Origin of the sequence: Weissella thailandensis, assembly GCF_001932615.1 — a bacterium.
GTDB classification, from domain to species: domain Bacteria; phylum Bacillota; class Bacilli; order Lactobacillales; family Lactobacillaceae; genus Weissella; species Weissella thailandensis.
The window spans coordinates 943,797-964,973 of record NZ_CP014332.1; the positions used below are offsets into that span (position 1 = coordinate 943,797).

The 21,177-nt window shown below is 37.0% G+C and carries 19 protein-coding genes, 1 pseudogene and 1 other annotated feature; of the genes and pseudogenes, 11 read left to right on the top strand and 9 right to left on the bottom strand.

The features are described from left to right. Positions 1–52 precede the first annotated feature (52 nt). Positions 53–574 (top strand): TetR/AcrR family transcriptional regulator, encoded by a 522-nt coding sequence (locus tag FOL01_RS04545; protein WP_075269553.1) that lies wholly within the window; start codon positions 53–55, stop codon positions 572–574. Between the two features lie 75 nt (positions 575–649). Here FOL01_RS04545 and FOL01_RS10875 read toward each other — a convergent pair whose 3' ends face one another. After that, a complete protein-coding gene (locus FOL01_RS10875) occupies positions 650–2,608 on the bottom strand; it encodes an alpha/beta hydrolase (protein ID WP_083603436.1) in 1,959 nt (652 codons plus the stop codon). Positions 2,609–2,947: 339 nt separating this feature from the next. Here FOL01_RS10875 and FOL01_RS04560 point away from each other — a divergent pair, with 339 nt between their 5' ends. Beyond that, positions 2,948–3,619, top strand: coding sequence for a 2,3-bisphosphoglycerate-dependent phosphoglycerate mutase (locus FOL01_RS04560; protein ID WP_075269554.1), 672 nt, complete (start codon positions 2,948–2,950; stop codon positions 3,617–3,619). 31 nt (positions 3,620–3,650) lie between these two features. After that, the gene (locus FOL01_RS04565; RefSeq protein WP_075269555.1) at positions 3,651–3,938 is read left to right on the top strand and encodes a hypothetical protein; all 288 of its coding nucleotides are present in this window, start codon (positions 3,651–3,653) and stop codon (positions 3,936–3,938) included. Between the two features lie 56 nt (positions 3,939–3,994). Here FOL01_RS04565 and FOL01_RS04570 read toward each other — a convergent pair whose 3' ends face one another. Further along, positions 3,995–4,858 (bottom strand): DUF975 family protein, encoded by an 864-nt coding sequence (locus FOL01_RS04570; protein WP_075269556.1) that lies wholly within the window; start codon positions 4,856–4,858, stop codon positions 3,995–3,997. Between the two features lie 172 nt (positions 4,859–5,030). Next, positions 5,031–5,279: a binding site (T-box leader), on the top strand. 48 nt (positions 5,280–5,327) lie between these two features. Here FOL01_RS04570 and FOL01_RS04575 point away from each other — a divergent pair. Further along, entirely contained in the window at positions 5,328–6,155 is an 828-nt protein-coding gene (locus tag FOL01_RS04575) for a MetQ/NlpA family ABC transporter substrate-binding protein (protein WP_075269557.1), read from the top strand. Between the two features lies 1 nt (position 6,156). Here the strand turns inward: FOL01_RS04575 and yaaA are convergent, their stop codons facing one another. After that, positions 6,157–6,897 carry a peroxide stress protein YaaA gene (gene yaaA, locus FOL01_RS04580; protein ID WP_075269558.1) on the bottom strand — a complete coding sequence of 247 codons (741 nt, stop codon included), beginning with the start codon at positions 6,895–6,897 and terminating at the stop codon, positions 6,157–6,159. A gap of 202 nt (positions 6,898–7,099) precedes the next feature. Here yaaA and FOL01_RS04585 point away from each other — a divergent pair, with 202 nt between their 5' ends. The 3 genes from FOL01_RS04585 to FOL01_RS04595 all read left to right on the top strand — a co-directional run bounded on the left by FOL01_RS04585 (position 7,100) and on the right by FOL01_RS04595 (position 12,535). Beyond that, a complete protein-coding gene (locus tag FOL01_RS04585; RefSeq protein WP_075269559.1) occupies positions 7,100–8,116 on the top strand; it encodes a LacI family DNA-binding transcriptional regulator in 1,017 nt (338 codons plus the stop codon). 240 nt (positions 8,117–8,356) lie between these two features. Beyond that, a complete protein-coding gene (locus FOL01_RS04590; RefSeq protein ID WP_075269560.1) occupies positions 8,357–10,309 on the top strand; it encodes a sugar MFS transporter in 1,953 nt (650 codons plus the stop codon). 18 nt (positions 10,310–10,327) lie between these two features. Continuing rightward, entirely contained in the window at positions 10,328–12,535 is a 2,208-nt protein-coding gene (locus FOL01_RS04595; RefSeq protein WP_075269561.1) for an alpha-galactosidase, read from the top strand. A gap of 100 nt (positions 12,536–12,635) precedes the next feature. Here FOL01_RS04595 and FOL01_RS04600 read toward each other — a convergent pair whose 3' ends face one another. From FOL01_RS04600 to FOL01_RS04625, 6 genes and pseudogenes are all read right to left on the bottom strand, one after another. Beyond that, entirely contained in the window at positions 12,636–13,181 is a 546-nt protein-coding gene (locus tag FOL01_RS04600) for a GNAT family N-acetyltransferase (RefSeq protein ID WP_075269562.1), read from the bottom strand. Between the two features lie 104 nt (positions 13,182–13,285). Continuing rightward, positions 13,286–13,835: pseudogene (locus FOL01_RS04605) on the bottom strand (GNAT family N-acetyltransferase). Positions 13,836–14,071: 236 nt separating this feature from the next. Further along, positions 14,072–15,439, bottom strand: a complete 1,368-nt coding sequence (locus FOL01_RS04610; RefSeq protein WP_075269563.1) for an aldehyde dehydrogenase family protein — start codon at positions 15,437–15,439, stop codon at positions 14,072–14,074. Positions 15,440–15,605: 166 nt separating this feature from the next. Beyond that, the gene (locus FOL01_RS04615; protein ID WP_083603500.1) at positions 15,606–16,724 is read right to left on the bottom strand and encodes an MFS transporter; all 1,119 of its coding nucleotides are present in this window, start codon (positions 16,722–16,724) and stop codon (positions 15,606–15,608) included. Between the two features lie 107 nt (positions 16,725–16,831). After that, a complete protein-coding gene (locus FOL01_RS04620; protein ID WP_075269565.1) occupies positions 16,832–17,158 on the bottom strand; it encodes a branched-chain amino acid transport AzlD family protein in 327 nt (108 codons plus the stop codon). Then, the gene (locus FOL01_RS04625) at positions 17,145–17,852 is read right to left on the bottom strand and encodes an AzlC family ABC transporter permease (protein WP_075269566.1); all 708 of its coding nucleotides are present in this window, start codon (positions 17,850–17,852) and stop codon (positions 17,145–17,147) included. The genes FOL01_RS04620 and FOL01_RS04625 overlap by 14 nt, the downstream gene beginning before the upstream one ends. A 111-nt stretch (positions 17,853–17,963) precedes the next feature. On the opposite strand from FOL01_RS04625, the gene FOL01_RS04630 reads away from it, so the two are divergent. The 4 genes from FOL01_RS04630 (at position 17,964) to FOL01_RS04645 (ending at position 21,118) form a co-directional block, all read left to right on the top strand. Next, complete coding sequence (locus FOL01_RS04630) at positions 17,964–18,524, top strand: helix-turn-helix domain-containing protein (RefSeq protein ID WP_075269567.1); 561 nt, start codon at positions 17,964–17,966, stop codon at positions 18,522–18,524. 76 nt (positions 18,525–18,600) lie between these two features. After that, positions 18,601–18,741: a DUF1737 domain-containing protein gene (locus tag FOL01_RS04635; RefSeq protein ID WP_083603437.1), complete on the top strand. Its 141-nt coding sequence runs from the start codon at positions 18,601–18,603 to the stop codon at positions 18,739–18,741. Between the two features lie 316 nt (positions 18,742–19,057). Next, entirely contained in the window at positions 19,058–19,408 is a 351-nt protein-coding gene (locus tag FOL01_RS04640; RefSeq protein ID WP_075269568.1) for a hypothetical protein, read from the top strand. Between the two features lie 618 nt (positions 19,409–20,026). Continuing rightward, positions 20,027–21,118 (top strand): glycerol dehydrogenase, encoded by a 1,092-nt coding sequence (locus FOL01_RS04645; protein WP_075269569.1) that lies wholly within the window; start codon positions 20,027–20,029, stop codon positions 21,116–21,118. Positions 21,119–21,177: the final 59 nt, after the last annotated feature.

The following is a 21,177-nucleotide window of genomic DNA, read 5'->3' on the forward strand; positions in this document are numbered from 1 at the left end:
TGTGTCAACTTTTACGTGTTAAGTTTGTCAGAAAACAGAAAGTGTCAAGTTTATGTACGAAGGAAATAACCCAACTGCCCTGCAATCAAAGCAGATGATTGTCAGTGCCATGTTTGAATTACTGCAAGAAGAGAGTTATCAGAATATATCAGTTAAAAAGTTAGCTGACCGCGCAGGATTATCACGACAGACTTTTTATGCGAATTTTGCCAATCGTGAAGAAGTGATTCGTAGTGAATTGAATCGTATCTTTATTGATTATAAGCAAGCAATTGATAAATCCGATAATTCGTCGTCGCAATTGATCTACTTATTTTTTAAATTCTATAAAATGCATGAACAAGAAATTGATGTGTTACTCGCTAACCACCTGGAACCATTATTGACTGAAGTCGCTCGTGAATGCATGAATAGTTTACAAATTTCAGGTGAGAACAATAGGCAATATGTCTATGGTTTTGTTGCCGGTGGATTAACGCAAATTTTGTCTGATTGGAATAAGCAAAATAAAGATTTACCGATTGAAAAGTTGGCAGACCTAACAGTAAGTTTGTTAGATACGTCTACTAGTTAAATAGCATAAAACGTCCCGCTGGTTATTAGAATTTAACCAGCGGGACGTTTTATTCAATAAATAGTCATTAAAAAGCTACTTACCCCATAAGTAATCAGTTAATTTATCGTTAACAACAGGGTTGTTGATGTGTAGGCGACTATGTTGACCACCTTCACCAGTAACCTCAAATTCTTGATATGAACGGGCGCGATCTGAGACCAAGTAGCGTAGCGCTCTTGTTGATTGAACGGTTACCAGTCCATCGGAGCTGGTACCATCCTTTAAATCACCATAGATATTCAGTACTTGGGTATTGATGGGGAAGTTATTTTTGCGTGCAAGTAAGGTGTTATATTCTTCGTGAATAATTTTAGGACGGCCATTCTTATCTAATGAATTTTCATGAGGGGTATCATCCCAAAGACCTGCTAAAGCACCATTTTTGGGTTGATTGGCATGTCCTTTGTCTAAAATACCATTATAAGGACCGGCTAAGACGACCATTTTATTCAGTCTGGGAAGGTTGGGGTCAGCGCCCCAGTGCATCCCGTAGTACACCCATGCATAAGCTCCCATTGAATGGCCAACGGCATTAAAATCTTTGATATTGTACTTATCCTTCAAATAACTAACGATGCGACGTAAACCTTGAGCATAGCGTATTTCACCAACACGGTTATTATCAAACTGTACCAAAATGACCGGATTATCATTGTTACCAGTTAAGCGTCCTTGCACTTGCAATTTATTATCACGTGTCACATGAATGATCATTTCTTCAGTGACAATATTCTGTTCAGTCCCAACCTTAATGAATGATTGTTCAGCACGTAAATTACTTGACCAACCATGCATAAAAATAGTGGGGGTCGTTGACATAACGTAATTTTTAGACGTTTGTGATTGTTGTTGGTATGAAGAAAATGCCCACACAGCACCAACAGCAGATAAGCCAATTGTCACTGGCAAAGCAATCTTTACGCGTTCTGATTTCTTTTCTTCTGCAAGTTGTTGCCTTCTATGATAGAAGTTAGTATTTTTGAATTTGCGGAGCAACCAGGCTAGCAAAATAGGGGCTGCCAAACCAATGATAATTCTAAAATACCAATTATCCGTGAAGACAGTCAACGTCGTTATATCAAAGGCTGCACGATGGTAAAACATGATTATTTCGGTATTTTTTCCAATAAAAGTAATTGGTGCAAAATTACCAAGATGTTCAAGACCTTCGCAAGCAATAAAAACAACAAGACATAGAATTGGTGGAATCACAAAAGCTTGTAGCGCATTGTGGATGTTAGAAGACTTTAACCAAAGGACAAAGTCAAGATTATCCGTGGCATACAAATAAATTAAACCAATGAAGGTTAGCGTACCAACGAAGGCAAACAGTTGCTTGTGATGCCAGTTGATTTTTGGGAATAGTTTAAACACATAATAGCCAAGCAACATCCAAAAGACTGCTAACAAGGCTATTTGTGCATCCCATGGGAAATCAGCACTACCGAAAAATGTAATATCTTGCAGTGCGACACCAAGAGCGAATGAACCAATGGCAATCGCAAATTGTAGCCAAACTTTTTTAACATAAGATATAAGTAAGGTTGTCATGAAAATTGCGAGCATGTAGGTGGTCATATACCAGAAAACACTGAGGTAATTATCAAGCGTACTACCACCATATATTAAACGTCCAAAATAAGAAAAAGTGTATTCCCAAGACTGCTGTCTAAAGAAGTGACTTAAAATAATTAAAATTGCACCATTTAGAAAGTAGGCAATTAATAGGGGTTTAATACGGTGGCCAAATAAATAAGACCAACCTTTAAAGTCATGGCTGATTTTTTTTAGGAAAAAACCACCGATCATGAAAAATAGTGGCATATGCCACCAATAGATGGCGTTGTAGGTAACATCTAAGCCTTTTCCTGCCACATCATTGATAGCATGACCAGTTACGACAGCGATAATTCCAAAACACTTTGCATAATCAGCCCATAAAACTCTTTTCTTTTTTGTTGTTTTGTTTGTATCAATTGTTTCTGTATTCATAAAAAGTTATTTATCCATCCCCTTAAGGCGACTTTTTTACCTAGCAACTAAAATACCGTACTTTTCCAAAAAAAACATTAAAAAAGACTTACATTAGTATCACAGACTGTCAAAAGTATATTATTTTGAAGAAAAATTGATATATTTAGAACCAAAAGATTTGATAAGAAGAATAATATATTTCTTTAGTGTTACGTTGAAAGATCATTTGTTTTCTATATGATTGGACAAATGCGTCGACGAAATTATGTTACATATTTAACAAACTGGGGTTTACGTTTATAATGGAATCATTATGGTAATGAATGATAATTGCACAATAAATTAAGGAGGCTGCCCATGGTTAAATTAATATTGATGCGTCATGGTGAGAGTACGGCAAATATGCAAAATACTTTTACTGGTTGGACAGACGCAGCACTAACAGATACAGGACGTGCACAAGCTAAAGCAGCTGGCCAATTGCTTAAAAAAGAACATATTGAGATAGATGATGTTCACACGTCATTTTTGAAAAGAACCATTACCACAGCTTATATTGTTTGCGATGAACTGATGATTAATTGGATTCCCATCTTTAAAACATGGCGTTTGAACGAACGCCATTATGGGGCATTAGCTGGTTTAGATAAAGATGAAGCACGCCGCCAATTTGGTAAACCACAAGTTGAGCGTTGGCGACGAGGATTTAAAGATTTACCGCCGCAATTATCAGTTAGAGACCACCAGCCCGCCTATGATCGTATTGGTGTTGATGTGCCATTATCGGAAAGTTTAGAGATGACACTGACGAGAGTTCGTGCTTATTGGGATAAAAATGTTGCACCAAGGCTGCAAGCGGGAAACAATGAATTGATTGTTGCCCATGGTAGCAGTTTACGTGTCTTGGTTAAATATCTTGACCAGGTTGCCGATGATGAATTAGATCAAATTGCTGTCCCAAATGCAAAACCAATTATTTATACACTGGATGATCAGTTACAAGTTATTAATAAACAAGTGTTTGACTAAACTGTTAGGTTGTAAGAATAGGGTGACTGGGATGAAATGTATTGAAACGGTTGATGGTAGCGAACTTCATATCCGTGAAGGCGTACTGCATTTGATGGGTAAGCGACGACGTATTGCTAAGGATGTTTGGATTATAGTTGGGGATGAATCTCAAACTAAGGAAGAATATTACGAAACTGATACGCCGAACCGTTTAGGCTTTACGAAGTTTTTGATCATTCCGCGAAATGATCAAAGATTAATTGCCATAATCGAAGAAGTAGGTCTGGATAGAGCAAGTCAGTCAGGTAAGCAACAGTTAATGATTGTTGAACGATAAAGACATAAAAAATGCGAGTGTCATTTATTCATGACACTCGCATTTTTATTTTTCATCTAATTTGAAGGTTGTAATACAACTGGTTGGACCTTGTTTTTATTCTCTTGAATTTCAAGTTCAGCTTGTTGTTTTTGTGCATCATTTAATGTGTCAAAGTAGCCGGCTAGGGTTAATACCATATAAGGTATGGTATAAAAACCAGCTAGACCCAGTGTAACCACTGTCAATAGTACCCACCAGAAGAAACTTAGATGCATAACAAATATCTCCCAGCGATGACCAACCATTAACTGACGTGATTTCGCAATTAATTGGAATCCTTTTAGTGACGGTTCATTGTAACCGATAAATGGGACTAAGATGTACTTATATAATTTCAGGAGATAAACAATAGCGAATACTACGATTAGAGTAATCCCAACTGTTAATAACCAATAAACAAAGCTAGGAACTGGTGTGTAAGTCAAGCTAGAAATAATAATGAGTAAAAACGAAGCTTGCGTGACTAATTGGCCAACAAATACCAGTGCGCCCCAACCAATTAGGAATAAGGTTACCATCCAGACACTTAGCCATAATGTTCTTTGCCAATGTTTTGTCAAATAGGTTTTAAACCATGACTGCATTGGCTGGGCTAGTTCAGAATCATCACGTAATTGTTTAAGTGATTGGTATGATTGTACATACTGTACATAGGTAATAATAAGAATGGCGGCAATTGCCACTACTAGGTTGGTAATTGCTAAGGCTGTTGATGAACTGTGTTCGTCTGCTACATAAGAGACAAAAAGCTCTAAATAAAAAATTAGAATAATTGGGGCTGTTAAACCAACATTTCCCCATAGATCTCTATGTAAAGTCGTTTTTGCTTTCTGTTTTATTTTTTTTCGAATGGCTTTTCTGTCATATGATTCATCCATTTATTTGTCCTCCTGGATTATTTATAGTACCAGGGTAACATAATTCAATTAATTCGTAATATCACTTCTGTTATTCCAAAATATGTGGCATTAGTAAGTGACGATAGCATTAGTCTTAAATGATAAAACGCTAATTTACTTATTGACTTTTAATTTTGTATTAAATATAATAAATGCAACGAAGAAGAGGTAAGTAGTTAAAACTAAGTTGTTCAGAGAGTTGCGTTAGGTGGGAAGCAGCCAATGTTAGTTAATGAAAATGGCCTTGGAGTTTAAGAATTGGCGAGTTATGTGATTAGCCGATTCCGGTAGCGCCCGTTATTGTGCTAGAGTATTACCGCAGCTTTGCGCGTACTCAAATTGAGTGTTCATTTATTTGGACAGAACTCGGGTGGTAACACGATAATTAATCGTCCCGTTGTATTACATCATGTAGTACGACGGGATTTTTTATTTGGAGGAGAAAATTATGAGAAGTGAAATTAAATTTGGACTTGTTTTGGCAACCACTGCATTAGCAACAACGGCTGCCTTACCGGTAGTCAACGCAAATGCTGATACAAAAAAGACCGTGACTGTTGGTGTTGTTGGCGACACATCACGTGAACTTTGGGAAGATATTGGTCAAAGGGCTCAAAAAAAGTATGGCATTAAAATTAAGTTAAAGGAATTCAATGATTATGTAAAACCTAATCAGGCTTTAGCTGATGGTAGCTTGGATCTAAACGCTTTCCAAACAAAAATTTTCTTTGATGACCAAAACAAGAAATTAGGGAATAAACTGAAGTCAATTGGTAAGACCGTCATTGTGCCGATGCGTTTATACTCATTAAAGGCTGACAAAATTAGTGATATTAAGAAGGGGGCAACGATTGTTGTCCCTAACGATGCAACTAATGAGGAGCGTGCCTTAAATGTTATGGTGCAAGCAAAGCTCATCAAATACAACAAGCATGTTACTGATCCAACAGCAAAGAATATTACATCTAATCCTAAAAATTTGAAGATTAAGGAAGTTGATGCTGGACAAGCCGTTTCAGCTTTGCAAACAGCAGATGCAGGGGTTATTAATGGAAACTTTGCCCATGATGCCAACCTAAAAGACAAGGATATTTTACTGACACAAAATTTGAAAAAAGGTGTTGATCCATATGTTAATTTGATTGCAGCACGTAAGGATGAAGCTAATAAGAAAGTTTATAAGCAAATTGTTAAACTTTACCAGACAAAAGAAACGAAAAATGATATTAAAAAGTTATTTGGTAACTCACAATATGCTGCTTGGAATTTAAAGTAAGTTATTTACCAATAAAGACTAGTCGCTGTGAGTCTGAACGGTCCGCATCAAAAGTGTATGTTTCTGATTGAAATTGTTTAAGTTGTGCGACTGTCGTTAAGCTATTTTCTACAATAAATCGAACCATTTCGCCACGTGCTATTTTAGCCAACGTGGCTTTTGTTTTGAGCTGCCCATTTATGAGATGGGCAAAGATAATATCAATGAATTGATCATCATCTTGTAAGTAGGGGGTAATCGTTTTAGCATACTCTTTCGATGCCAGATTGATAATCGGCCCTTGATTACGAACTGCTTGGTATAAACGGTCACCCCAAAACTTATATAGATTCTTAGCACCAGCGACTGGTAAATGGGCACCCATCTCTAATCGATAAGGTACAATCCCATCAAAAGGTCGTAGTGCGCCATAGAATCCAGATAGGATCCATAGTGTTTTTTGCAGGTAGTTTAGCGCAGCTTGGCTCAGAACATTTGGTGCCATATATTGATATTGAATGCCTGAATAGCTTAGGATGGCAGGGGTCAAAGGCTGCTGCAAATCCATGTTTTGCAAATTCTGGTAATTTTCTTGTGTCAGTTTATCGCTAGTTTGCCATAGCTTTTGGGCTTCATCATAGGTCAGATTTTGTAGCGCTTGGAAAATCTGTTCCGTATAATTTAAATAAAGTGGCGTATGAAGCGGTAGAAAATTTGCATCATCGGTAATCATTTTCTTTGCGGGTGCAATAATAATTTGCATGGTAAATTACCTCCAGTTAGTAATTATTTGGTGGCATCAGCATTAACAGTTATTTTAATTTTACTTTATACTTATTATATAAAATATTTTCTATAATCAATATTTATAGAAAAGGTTTAAAATAAAAGAAATCAATCAGGCTGACAGATAAGGTTTGCATAAATTTATCTGTTGCTTTAATCATAACGGATGAGGGAGAAAAATGGCGAGTATTCAAGAAATTGCTAAATTAGCAGGGGTTTCTAAGGCGACTGTGTCGAGAATTTTAAATGAGGATACGTCATTTTCTGTTTCTGAAGCAACTAGAAACCGCGTGTGGCAGATTGCTAATAAATTACAGTACAAATTGTCAGACGTTGCGGTGAGAGATAATTCAGAAAAGCTACACTTAGCATTGGTAAGTGCCGTTTCAGTTGAGCAGGAACTGAGTGACTCGTATTTTCAACAAATCAAACTAGGGTTAACGCAACAAGCAAGCTTATGGGGAATGAAGATTGCTAATGAAATCAGATTGCCTACTAGCGCTGATATTCAATGGGAACGGCTTTCAATATACGGTGCAGTACTTGTTGTGGGCGTTTTAACAGAGGACTTACTGGCCAAAATCTATCAGTATAACCAAAATATTGTGATAATTGATGATTATCGTGATTTTGAAAACTACGATGTTGTGCATAATGATTTCGGCAGACGGACAAAGTCCATTCTAGATTTATTATATCAACGTGGCCATCAAGATATTGCCTTTATTGGTGGTAATAAAAAGTTAATGGCGCAAACGGGCTTATCCGAGATTGATGCTGTTGATGAACGCCAAAGAGCTTATATTGAGTGGATGAAAATCAATAATTTATTAGAGCAAGTTAACCAACAGATTACAGGTTGGGATACAGAAGATGCGGTTGCTGCAACAAAGAAGATATTTCTGAGTGGTAAGCAACCAACAGCAATCGTGACGGGGAATGATCTACAGGCCGTTGGTGTATACCGGGTTATTCAAGAAAAAGGTTACAAAATTCCAGAAGATATTGCTGTTGTCAGTTTTGACGATATTGATATGTCACAGTATTTGTTCCCATCTCTGACGACTGTTCGGCCAAATTCTCGCGAATTAGGCAAGGTGGCCATTAATTTAGTTCGGGATAAGATTGTTGGTGATAGAATGGCAGCAGTACAGGTGACTGTCAATTCAACTTTAGAGATTAGGGAAAGTATTTAGAAAATAATAAATGAGTAAAAAAGTAAACAATCATATATTGTATATACTCGAAACATAATTAAAACAACCAGAAGATAGTTAGTAATCGCATACTAACTATCTTTTTTTGCAGTTTTATCGAAGAAAACAATCTTGCAAATAATAAAGTAAGCGGTTACAATAGTTTTGCGGTTTGGTAAACAAGTAAACACGCTCACTTTACTGCTTTAATTTCGTTAGTTTGTTCGTGGAGGGAACATTATGCAAAATATTAATGGGCAAGAACAACAGAGTGCCTTAAAGAAAATGATATCTCGAACGTCCTATGCTTTTGGGGCATTCGGGAATGACGTTTTTTATGGTACGATTTCAACGTACTTTATCATGTTTGTTACCACACATTTATTTAATTCGGGTGACAAGGTACATGATGACCGGATGATTATGTATATTACAGCAATCATCGCCATGTTAAGAATTGTGGAATTGGTCATTGATCCATTTATTGGAAATTGGATTGATCGTACAAAAACACGTTTTGGGCAATTTAAACCATGGGTGGTTATTGGTGGGACAATCACTTCAATTACCTTGATGATACTATTTACTGATTTAGGTGGATTAAACCAATCACATCCATTTATCTATTTAGTTCTATTTGCTATTTTATATATCACCATGGATGTTTTTTATTCCTTTAAAGACGTTGCTTTTTGGTCAATGATTCCGGCGTTATCATTCAGTTCTAAAGAAAGAGAACGGACTTCATCGTTTGCCAGAATTGGTTCAACACTTGGTGGTGGTTTAGTTGGTGTTGTTGTGATGCCACTTGTACTGTTCTTCTCTGTTAATCCAGCAAATGGTACCGGGGATGCACGTGGTTGGTTTATTTTTGGACTCGTTGTGGCATTAGTTGGTATTGCAACATCTTGGATCGTTGGTTTAGGTACGAAAGAAGTACAATCAGATTTGCGTAAAAACGACTCAGATACGATTGGGTTTAAGCAAATTTTCTCTTCACTAGCTAAAAACGATCAATTGATGTGGATTGCTCTGACCTATGGTATTTATGCCATTGGAATCAATATTGAGAATTCGCTAGTTCTTTATTACTTCACATTTATTTTGGGAAAGTCTACTTTGTTCTCTGTTTTCCAGGGAGTAAATATTGTCATTAGTTTAGTATCCGTTTCAATCTTTCCTAAGTTAGTTGATAAATTCAATCGTCGCCGTGTCTTTGCCGCTTGTATTGGAATTATGCTAGCCGGGTTACTGATTTTTGCATTAGCAGGTCAAAACTTTGCTATGGTTATGGTTGCTGCTGAAATGTTCCAAGTACCCCAAGCAGTTATTTTCTTGGTTGTATTAATGATTATTTCTGACTCGGTGGAATATGGTCAATTGAAATTAGGGCATCGTGATGAGTCATTAACTTTGTCAATTCGTCCACTGTTAGATAAATTAGGTGGTGCTTTGTCAAATGGAATTGTTGGACAAGTTGCGGTTATTGCCGGCATGACAACTGGTGCAACAGCTGCTTCAATTACAGCGGCTGGTCAGTTGAAATTCAAAATTATGATGTTTGCCGTACCAGCATTGCTACTTATCATTGCTTTTGTTATCTTTTGGCGTAAGTCAACACTAACGGAAGCAAGACACGCAGCAATTGTCGAAGAACTTGCTAAGACATGGGGAAAGACAGTTTCTGCTGAAGATAATTCAGTAACGACTGATAATGCTCAAGTGATTGCCATGACATCACCAATTATGGGAACGGTGGTTGATTTGGAGACAGTATCAGACAAAACATTTGCTAGTGGTCAGGTTGGTCAAGGGTTCGCGATTAAGCCACTTGATGGTAAAGTTTATGCCCCCTTTGATGCAACGGTGAAGCGAGTCTTCCCAACGAAGCATGCGATAGGGTTAGTCACTAAAGACGGTGTTGCCGTATTAATTCATATTGGCTTTGGAACGGTTGATATGCATGGTACCGGATTCGTTTCTTATGTAATTGAAGGCCAGGAAATCAAGCAGGGCACGAAGTTGATTGAATTCTGGGATCCAGCGATTAAGAAAGCTGGTTTAGATGATACAGTGGCAGTGGTTGTTACAAATCAAACAGAATTTACGGACTTTGAACAGATACAACCAGCAAACACTAATGTAGAAGCTAACTCGCAAGTCGTCTTGCAGTTTCGTAAAAGTAAAGACTAGTTATTCAGGGGGAAAGTGATGAGTAAAACAGACTTAATAACATTTGATGACAAACAACAAACGTTTCACTTACACAATGATCAGATTTCTTATGTCTTAGGAATTGACGAGGGTGGTGTTTTAGCACATCTCTATTATGGTCAGCGAATTAATCACTATCATGGCCAGTTGAAAAATCCACGGTTAGATCGCGGCTTTTCGGGAAATTTACCCGGTTCGGATGATCGGACATACTCATTAGATGCCATCCTGCGTGAATATAGTTCAGCTGGAGATAGTGATTATCGTGTGCCAGCGATGATTGTTCGTCAGAGTGATGGTAGCCGTTCAGCAATGTTCACTTATGATCAACACACAATTATGATGGGTAAGCCAAAGCTCGAGGGGTTACCAGCTGCCTATACGCAAACTGATGATGAAGCCCAGACACTTGTGATTGAGTTGATTGATAAAGTTAGTCAGCTGAAATTATCACTGAGCTATACAATTTATCGTAATCGGCCAGTGGTCACGCGTTCTGTTCAAGTGATTAATAGAGGTACCGAGAGCGTCCATCTAGAAAAAATTGCTTCAATGGCAATTGACTTACCAGCTGGTGATAAGCAGGTTATTTCTCTACCTGGTTCACATGTGAATGAACGTCACGTTGATCGGCAAGATATTAGTTTTGGGACGAAAGTGTTCCAAAGTCGTCGAGGGACAACTAGCCATCACATGAATAACTTTATTGCACTAGTGGATCGTCAAACAACTGAACAACAAAGTAGTGCCATTGGGTTAAGTTTGGTCTATTCGGGAAATCATAAAGAAGAAGTTAGCAAGGATCCATTTGGTACGTATCGTATTAATATGGGAATTAATGATGATCAGTTTGACTGGTTATTGGCGCCAAATGAAAGTTTCCAAGCACCAGAAGTTATCATGACTTACTCTAATACGGGGCTCAATGGTATGAGCCAAGCCTTGGCTGATTTGCTACAAAATAGGGTGGCTCGAGGAAAGCATCAGAAAGCTTTGCGACCAATTGTTGTTAATAATTGGGAAGCCACGTTTATGGATTTTGATGAAGAACGGTTACAACCACTGGTGGATGAAGCCAAAGATATGGGATTAGAAATGTTTGTCTTAGATGACGGCTGGTTTGGTCATCGTGATAATGATGATTCATCTCTGGGTGATTGGCAGGTATACCAACAAAAGTTTCCTAAAGGCTTACAGCATTTTTCAGATTATATCCATCAGGAAGGATTAAAGTTTGGTATTTGGTTTGAACCAGAAATGATTTCCATAGATTCAGATCTATATCGACAACATCCAGAATATATGTTGCGTGTCCCTAATCGTGAGCCAAGTCCAGCACGTAGTCAATTTGTTTTGGATATGGGTCGGAAGGAAGTCCGTGAAAACATCCATCAACAAATGAAGCAAGTATTAGATAATTGCCCAATTGATTACATTAAGTGGGATATGAATCGAAATTTGTCTGATATTTATTCGAATGATCTACCAGCTGATCAACAGGGTGAAGTCATGCATCGGTATGTACTGGGATTGTATGAACTGTTGGAGGAGCTCACGACCGAGTATCCAGATATTCTATGGGAAGGTTGCTCTGGTGGTGGTGGCCGTTTTGATACCGGTATGCTATATTACATGCCGCAATCATGGACAAGTGATAATACGGATGCTGTTGCTAGAATGCAAATTCAGTACGGTACATCATTGGCTTACCCAATTTCATCAATGACGTCACACGTTTCTGTATCGCCAAATCAACAAACTGGTCGTTTTACTTCATTAGAAACTCGTGGTGCGGTTGCAATGAGTGGGGTGTTTGGTTATGAATTGGATCTAACCCAGATGACTGAAGATGAAAAGCAAGCGGTTAAAGAGCAAATTGCATTTTATAAAGAGATTCGACCAATTATCCAATATGGTAAGTTTAGTCGGTTACTGAATCCAGAAGAAACAAACTATGCCGCTTGGATGTTTGTCAGTGAGAATCAGCAAGATGTCGTCGCATTCTCTTTCAAGATTTTATCAGAAGCACAACCAGCGTATCATGTATTAAAGTTAACGGGGTTGATGCCAAATAAGGATTATCAAAATGTTGAGACTGGTCAGATTATTGGTGGTGATGAACTAATGAATACTGGTTTCTACGAAGAAGTATCGTTTGAGGACTTTGCTTCAAAAATCTATCGATTCAAAATGGTTACGGACTAACAGAACATAAATATATTTCATAATAACGAGAACGGCATCCCCTGAGTTGGAAATACTCGGGGGATGCCGTTCGTTTTTGTAGATAAACTAGTTTTGGTAACTATTTTTCCCATTCATTCTTAAGTAAAGTCCAAATATTGCCATCATGGAAACCATCCGCCAGTAGTTCATTGGCACGAATACAACCATCCAAATGGAAGCCAGCCTGTTGCGCAACATGATTACTGCGCTCATTATCAATAGCTGCGTGGATTTCTATTTTGTTTACGCGATAGTTAATAAATCCTATGTGACACATACCAGACACGGCCCGATGCATGATACCTTTACCAACAAATTTCGTCCCTAACCAGTAGCCGATTTCGGCACTTTTATCCATGCTCCGAAATCGATTAAAACTGATCATACCAGCAGGTTGATCCTTGTAAAGGATAATTGTTGACATAGAATCACCAGTCCCAAATTCTGCTAATGTATCGGATAAAAACTTTTCTTCATCTGCAACAGTTTTAGTATTGTCCACCCATGGTAACCATGTTTTTAATTCATCACGACTTTCATCCATCAAGTGGAATACAGCTTCAGCGTCGATTTTTGGTCTCGGTAAAGCTAGACTAACTTCATTATCAATTTTAAATGTAAACATATTTTTCCTCCGTTGCGATAATTTCCCTGATTAAAATAAAAATAGATTGCGTAACTAATTCTCTTGTACGTAATCACTTTAAAATGCTGTGAACTATTTAGAAATTATTTTATCCATTCGGAACGTAAGACACCATATTTAACTGAATCCCAGTATTGATTTTTCCAAAATCTGACTTGGCGGATTTCAGCTTCTTTTTTAAGTTCTAAACTTTCTGCTAAACCAATCATACGATAGTTGCCTGACCAAGTTGTTAAACCGATGTGGGGGAGAGACGTGTTTTCAAATAATTCATCTATCCATTGTTTTAAAGCCAATTTTCCAATGCCCCGATGCCATTTATCCTGTTTATAAACGACAATGCCTACATCCAACCATTGGTTGAGTGGTTCATCTTCATAATAGGCTGATACCATACCGATCATAGGCTGATACCATACCGATCATTTGATTATCAACCCAGATTATTTTACGCAGGGGGTTTTGTAAGTATTTATTATCTTGATTTAAATTAATAAATGCTTGCTTTTCAGGCAATTTATCATGAAAGTAGGGTCCGTTCCATTTTGTCCACTCGGCGTTAGGATTACTGAAGGCTAGGTTCCAAAAATCTATTAGTTCATCTTGCTTTAGTTCTTTTAATTGTAATTCCATATTGTTCCTTAGATGCTTTATTATTTAAACTGTTTAGTACTAGGTAGCTATTTTTTCCGTAAGTTTATTTCTGCTTTTAATAAGTGGCTAGTATATTTAATAATAAGAATACCATTAATCATTATAATTTTCTTTTAATTGTGTGCCTATTTTTGTAAATAAAAAACCATTTAGAAAATATGGTCAAATACCACAATTTTCTGAATGGTTCAGTTTATCTAGATTTAATTATTCGATTAGTACATGACTGGCTTGATATTAGCAAATTCATAGATACCCCAGTCGCTTAATTCACGGCCATATCCAGAATCTTTAACACCACCAAATGGTACCTCAGCTTGAGAACTTAAAATAGAGTTTATTGTGACTTGACCAGTTTCAATCTGTGAAGCAATTTTCCTACCACGTGCAATATCCTTTGTGTAGATGGCGCCACCTAGACCGTGACGGGAATTGTTTGCAATCTTAACGATTTCATCATCTGTTTGGGCTTGATAAATCTGTGCTACGGGACCAAATAGTTCTTCCTCGTACATTGGATTATCGTCACTCATACCAGTCAAAATTAATGGTGAGAAGCCAGCACCTTCGCCAGGAACTGGCGTTGGGTCACCATACAAAATTTCAGCACCGCCAGCAATCACCTTATCGACTTGATCTTGTAACTGTTGTTGGGCGCTTTTAGATGAAAGTGGGGCTAGTGTCGTCTTTTCATTTAATGGATCCCCTAATTGGTATTTAGCAAATTCTTCTTTTAATGCTTTCAGAAATTCCGGATAAATTTTGGCGGATACAATATAGCGCTTTGCAGCCGTGCAGACTTGTCCAGCATTGGTTAAGCGTGCTTTGGTAGCATCCTTAGCTGCTACAGGAACGTCGACATCATCTAAGACGACAAAAATATCAGTTCCACCTAATTCCATCGTTGACTTTTTCAAATTTTGACCAGCTACCGAAGCAATTTTACGACCAGCATTTTCGGAACCAGTTAAAGCAACGCCTTGTACACGAGGGTCCGCAATAATGTGGTTGATTTGGTCATAATCGGCAAATATATTGGTGAAGGCACCTTCCGGCATGCCAGCATTTTCACAGGCTTCTTGGAAGGCTAACGCGGCTTCTGGCACAATGCTAGCGTGCTTTAAGATGACTGGATTTCCTAAAATGAAATTAGGAGCGAACATACGCATGACCTGAGTATATGGGAAGTTCCATGGTTCAACTGCTAAAACGATGCCAGTACCAGAGAATTCAACTTGCGCTTGCCCATTTGGTAGGTCATTGTATGGTTTTGGTTGCATGAACTTAACGCCATTTTTCGCATAATAACGTGCAAAAGAGCTTGTCTTTGCGACCTCTTGACCTGCTTCTGTTAATAATTTACCCATATTAGTTGAGAGTATACGGGCGTATTTTTCGGTGTTTTTTTCGAATTCATCGGCTAGTTTATTTAGGAGTTTCGTTCGTTCTTGAATGTCTTGTTTTTGTGATTTGTCATAAAAAGCTTGGGCTTTGTCTAAAACAATTGATAGTTGTTGATCGGTTATGTTGTCAAAATCGCGAATTTTTTGTCCATTATATGGATTTACTGCGGTATAACTCATTTATAAATTACCTCCTAAGCGGGGAACTTTTGACTACGACTTCATGATAAAGTTTCTCCTACCTATAATGCCAATTTTTTGCTTATGGGTAGGAGAAAATAAAAAAGGATTATCGTCCTACGAAATAGTAGAACGATAATCCCGTTATATATTAAATAGCAGTTCACTAATACTTTGTTTTAAAATCACGTAATAATACTAAAGATAATACAACAACCAAGTGCAGAATAAAAATGCTGAAAAATGTCGTATTAAAATTAAAACTAGTAATCATAAAACCACCAATTAATGGTCCAAGGGCACGGCCAATTGATCCAGAAAGACTACCAATAGCTTGGATTGTGCCACGATTAGTATCAGTCGCGTAGTGGTTTAATAAACTTGGAATAGCAGTCAAAGCAAGAATTTCACCGATAGAGACAAGCGTAATACCGGTGACAAAACGCCAATAGTCATCAGTGTTAATGATTACCAGATATGACAAAGCAAAAGTTAAAACACCTAAAATAACACGTAATTTATCTGCATTGAACGTCTTTGGGAACAGACGTACGATAAATGGTTGTAAAGCAACAATCTTAATTGTACTGATTGTGAATAGGATGCTGTATTTTTTGACTGAAATACCATTATCGGTCATCAGAACAGAAACATTACTATTCCATTGTTCATAACAAGCCCAAATAATAATCATCGTTAAACTCAGTAACGCAATGTAACCGATTATATGCTTATTAAGTGGACTGTGAACCATAGTGTCTGTTTTAGAATTACGTAAAGTATCAATCGAAACAAATTGCAATTTGATAATAAGTAAAGCCACTAAAAATAGAATTGCTGAGCCACCAAAAACCAACTTAATATTAATACTAAAAAGAATACCCGATAGAAATGTGGCCAGACCCATACCAATATTTGCAGCCCAGTAGCCATTATTGAAGATATTAGCATCATACTTTTGTAAAAAAGCTAAATAACTATTAACCGAGGCGTTTAAAATTCCTAAGCCAGCGCCATATAACGTTAATAAAATTGGATATAACGGCCAATAAGGATAGAGCGCCAAGAGAAATAGTGAAGCGACAATGATCATCCCGCTAATGTACATGAGTGGTTTCGTGTGCCATTTATCAAATAAGCGACCGCCTACCAGATTGCCCAGCGCCATTGCTCCAGAAAAAAGTAAAAGTGTGTAACCGGCAATGACTAAGCTCATGTGGAGCACATTGTGAATATAAAGGGTAGTGACGGGCATAATTAAGCCAATTCCCATATTTACCAACATATTGGTAAATAAAATGTATTTATTTTTCAAGTGAACAACACGACCTTTCGTGACAAAACATGGCTAATGTTTTTTGGTTATCATATTATCATAATTAATGACTGATTCTAACTTAGGAAGTTTATTAAACTTAATGATAAAACGCCAACTAGAACAATCAACAAAAGACTTTTTGTCAGGATCGCTGTAATAACTGTCGGAATTGATGCTAGTAAGTTAGGCAAGTCAATACTTGGTAAATGACCAATATGTTGGATAAATGAACTTTCGAACCATAAGCTAGACATAATAGCAATCGGAACAAAACTTAAAAATTCGATGACTTTTTTTGATAGTGTCATATTTTTTAAAATAACCAAAGGCAGGATTCGCGATAGCCAAGTAGCCAAACCACAGCCAACGATTGTATAAAGGATATAATTAGTTGAAGGCATTTTTAATCACCGCCCCAAAATAACAAGCTAGAATTGTTGATAACAGAATAACCAAATTTGCAGGAATAAAAATGAGACCAAGATAAACGACTACAAGTGTAAAGAGAATCACGATTAATTGGACATTTATTTTTATTGATCGATCCGAGATTATTTGTAAATACAATAAACCAATGAACATTGCTGTGATGGCAAAGTTAAAACCTAATTTTTCAGGATTCGTAATGAGGTTACTCAATGTCGCTCCGAGCAGTGTACCTATTATCCAAGTGACATAGGCAACAATATTTACTGTGTGAAACCAGCGAAAGTTCAGGTGGCTGTCAGTGTAGTTTAATTTGTTCATCCCCAGTGCAAAGCTTTCATCGGTTAGAAAAGTACCAATTAGAATGTTTTTAATCAATGACTCTTTTTTAAAGTAGGGTGCAAGGGTGGCACTCATTAAAATCAAACGTGAATTTACTAAAAGTACAGATAAAATAATTGATAGAATGGGGCTGTGCGTCAATAACATGGTGACGACGACAAATTGGGCAGCCCCCGCATAAACAATGATTGAGATAAGTAAAATAATAAAGACACTTAAACCAGACGATTGGCCAATAATACCAAAAGCAGCACCAATCCCAATATAGCCAAAAATAGTAGGTAATGCTTCTCTCAAAGCTGCTTTGGGTGTTAACGAATTATTCACCGTAAAATCCCCCTTTACTTCTAGTTTGTTCTTTTTATTATTCGTATTGTATAATATAAAAAAACACAATATAAATCCAAATTGACCTAAATGACACGGAGGTTGTTTTATATGGATATTAATAAAGTGATTGCTAACAATTTAATACGAATTAGACAGGAAAAAAATTTAAGCGTTAGTAAGTTAGCGGTATTATCAGGCGTTAGCAAGGGCATACTTTCTCAGATAGAAAATCAAACAACTAATCCTACGATTAATACGATTTGGAAAATTAGTTCAGGACTTAATGTTCCTTATACGGAACTGATGAATGATAGTAGTGATTTCGCAAAAGTCATCACAGAAGATCACACGCTTTTCCAATCTTCTGATGATGGTACGTATCGTATTTTTGGTTATTTTCAAACTAATATACGTAGAGATTTTGAGTTATTCCGAGTTGAATTAGATGCCGGAAAAAAGCATGACTCTGTCGGTCATTCAACGACGAGGGCAGGTTCAAAAGCGGAAGAGTACATATTAGTCGTTCAGGGTGAGTTAACGTTAATAGTTGATGGAGAGACTTTTGTTGTTAAACAAAATGAGGCGATATCCTTCGATGCCACCACAGAGCATCTATATAAAAGCACAGGAAAAGACATGCTAGTCATGACAATGATCAACTATTATTAAACCTTATTAGTCAAAAAGTGATGTTTCGTATGATATTATTTTGGATAACCAATGATTTATCAGAGGAGGTTAATAGATGTTATATCAAGTTGTTTCAAGTGCGAAGATTGAAAATCTTGAAGAAAAAGTTAATGCACTTCTTAAAGATGGTTGGAGAGTTCAAGGCGGTTTTTGTCGCTCATCTGGTAACAATTATCAAGCGATGGTAAAAGAATAAATATAGATTGAATATGAAATAATGATTTGAAAAATGTACTAGCCAAAAGCCACCTGTCAGACAGATGGCTTTTTTAGTTAGTTATGCTTTTTTATCTAAAGATACCTAAAGAGACATGAAACCAGTGATAACAGTTGTGCAGCCGATAATTCATGGTATCTGAGCTGCAAAGGAAGCTAGACATTTTCATAAGATACGATTAGTCTATTAATACCCCTTTATGATATGATTTATTTATATACAAACTTTGGGAAGTACAGTGAAACAATTAAGTTGGGAAGAGTTACTAAAACATAGTTAAGAAGGGAAGGCTTTTGTGCAGAATAAAGTAGAGATTAATGGTGATCAATTAGTTGTCACACCGCAAGGAATAAACAAATTAGCTTCATTCCAAGGTAGTATGACAGTGCCATTAAAACATGTAAAAAGCGCTATTATCGACAACGAAATTTTAAATCAGTATAAGGGATTTAGAGGACCTGGTACGTCAATATCTGGCTATTGGGCAGGTACTTTCACTAAAGAGAAGGAAAAGACTTTTTTTAATATCAAAAAGGGTAATAAACCGGTTGTTATTAACCTAGAAAAAGAAAAATTTACGCGGCTAGTTTTAGGGGTAGATCAACCTGAAAGCTTTGTAGATTTAATTAACAATCAGATAAATTAGTGAGGAAAGTGATTGTTATAGTTTACTTTATCTAATTGTATGCCATTCAACGCATATGGTAATATCTAAGATTAAGATGTTTAAGTACAGTAATCGAGAAAAAAGGTAAATTAAAAAGACTCGTGTGACAACGAGTCTTTTTGTTTATAAGTAGACAAGGTATATGTATCCTAACTCTATGTCGAAGTTAGGAATCTTAACACATTCAGTGGTTTGTCGTATCAATGAATAACGCAAGGAGGGTGTCAAGGCGATCTTTAAGGCGGCCACATTCCAATTTCTTCAAGTTACTGTTACTATATCATTTTCTAGTGTTTAATTGTTGAAAGGCCTTTTACATGTAAAGGGCTAATTATTTGTACGTTAGGAAGATAGACGTTAACTGTTGATATGCTAGAGACATTAAAGAGCGTTGACTAAGTCATCTTCTTCAAAATGAACAATGAAGTATAAACGGTAATCTTTTAAAAGTAAGTTCAAATGGCCAATTACTAATACATGCGTCTGTTTAAAAAAACTTTGAGCAATTAATTAGCCATCTACTTTTCATATTTGTTAAACTGTTATTAGTGAAACAAATCACAATAGGGACAGTCATTTGATATGGGGGATATTAATATGGTTAAAGCATTTGCAAGTCCATCGTACTATGTTCAGGGAAACGGGATACTAGATCATCCCAATAAACACCTCGAGAATCTTGGAGAAAAACCGATATTATTGTGTGATGACATTGTTTGGTCAATTATTGGTAAAAAATTAAATCAAACTTTGGCAACTGATTTCACAGTGACGCATGTGACATTTGGTGGTGAAGCGTCAGAGAAAGAAATTGATCGCGTTGTTGCAATTGGTCAAAAGAATAGCAATGATTTTATCATTGGCCTAGGTGGAGGGAAGACATTAGATACCTCAAAGGATATTGCTGATAAATTGCAAGTCCCTGTTGCTATCTTGCCAACGGTCGCTTCGACTGATGCACCATGTTCAGCGCTATCGGTACTTTATACACCTGAAGGACAATTTACCAATTATGCTTTTTATGATAAAAATCCGGATATTGTTCTAGTTGATACCAAGGTTGTTGCTAATGCACCCGTTCGAAATCTTATTGCTGGTATTGGTGATGCAATGGCTACCAATATTGAGGCACAAGATGTTGCTAGAGGTTATAATAAGTCAATGATTGGACAATCGCCGACGCTTGCATCATTAGCAATTGCACAAACGTGTGAAGATAATTTGTTCGCGCATGCCCATGAGGCCGTTGCCGCAGCAAAAGCTAATGTTGTGACACCAGCATTAGAGACAGTCGTAGAAGCCAATACGTTATTAAGCGGTATCGGCTTTGAGAGTTCAGGATTAGCTGCTGCTCATGCCATTTACAATGGATTTACTGTTCTTTCTGGTGAAAGTGAAAAGATGATGCATGGTGAAAAAGTTTCCTACGGTTATCTTTGTGAATTGGTGTTGGATAATGTGCCGACTGAGGTTTTAAATGAATATATTGATTTTAATCAATCGTTAGGCTTACCAACCACTTTGGCTGACTTGCATTTGGAGAAAGCAACCTATGACGATTTCCTGAAGGTTGGGCAACAAGCAACTATTCCAACGGAAACAATTCATCAAATGCCATTTGATGTAACGGCGGAAGATGTTGCAAATGCGATTATGACAGTCGATAGTTATGTTAGAAATCGGAAGTAGAATAAGTTAGCCGATATAGTGAGACTGAAAATAGATAAATAAATTAGCATATATACTGG

Coding starts and splice junctions, on each gene's coding strand:
- FOL01_RS04600 (WP_075269562.1), bottom strand. CDS start 13,181: ATGTTTACATTTAAAATTGATAATGAAGTTAGTCTAGCTTTACCGAGA.
- FOL01_RS04610 (WP_075269563.1), bottom strand. CDS start 15,439: ATGAGTTATACCGCAGTAAATCCATATAATGGACAAAAAATTCGCGAT.
- FOL01_RS04565 (WP_075269555.1), top strand. CDS start 3,651: ATGAAATGTATTGAAACGGTTGATGGTAGCGAACTTCATATCCGTGAA.
- FOL01_RS04635 (WP_083603437.1), top strand. CDS start 18,601: ATGTTATATCAAGTTGTTTCAAGTGCGAAGATTGAAAATCTTGAAGAA.
- FOL01_RS04615 (WP_083603500.1), bottom strand. CDS start 16,724: ATGTTGGTAAATATGGGAATTGGCTTAATTATGCCCGTCACTACCCTT.
- FOL01_RS04630 (WP_075269567.1), top strand. CDS start 17,964: ATGGATATTAATAAAGTGATTGCTAACAATTTAATACGAATTAGACAG.
- FOL01_RS04545 (WP_075269553.1), top strand. CDS start 53: ATGTACGAAGGAAATAACCCAACTGCCCTGCAATCAAAGCAGATGATT.
- FOL01_RS04575 (WP_075269557.1), top strand. CDS start 5,328: ATGAGAAGTGAAATTAAATTTGGACTTGTTTTGGCAACCACTGCATTA.
- FOL01_RS04595 (WP_075269561.1), top strand. CDS start 10,328: ATGAGTAAAACAGACTTAATAACATTTGATGACAAACAACAAACGTTT.
- FOL01_RS04570 (WP_075269556.1), bottom strand. CDS start 4,858: ATGGATGAATCATATGACAGAAAAGCCATTCGAAAAAAAATAAAACAG.
- FOL01_RS04620 (WP_075269565.1), bottom strand. CDS start 17,158: ATGCCTTCAACTAATTATATCCTTTATACAATCGTTGGCTGTGGTTTG.
- FOL01_RS04590 (WP_075269560.1), top strand. CDS start 8,357: ATGCAAAATATTAATGGGCAAGAACAACAGAGTGCCTTAAAGAAAATG.
- FOL01_RS10875 (WP_083603436.1), bottom strand. CDS start 2,608: ATGAATACAGAAACAATTGATACAAACAAAACAACAAAAAAGAAAAGA.
- FOL01_RS04585 (WP_075269559.1), top strand. CDS start 7,100: ATGGCGAGTATTCAAGAAATTGCTAAATTAGCAGGGGTTTCTAAGGCG.
- FOL01_RS04645 (WP_075269569.1), top strand. CDS start 20,027: ATGGTTAAAGCATTTGCAAGTCCATCGTACTATGTTCAGGGAAACGGG.
- FOL01_RS04560 (WP_075269554.1), top strand. CDS start 2,948: ATGGTTAAATTAATATTGATGCGTCATGGTGAGAGTACGGCAAATATG.
- yaaA (WP_075269558.1), bottom strand. CDS start 6,897: ATGCAAATTATTATTGCACCCGCAAAGAAAATGATTACCGATGATGCA.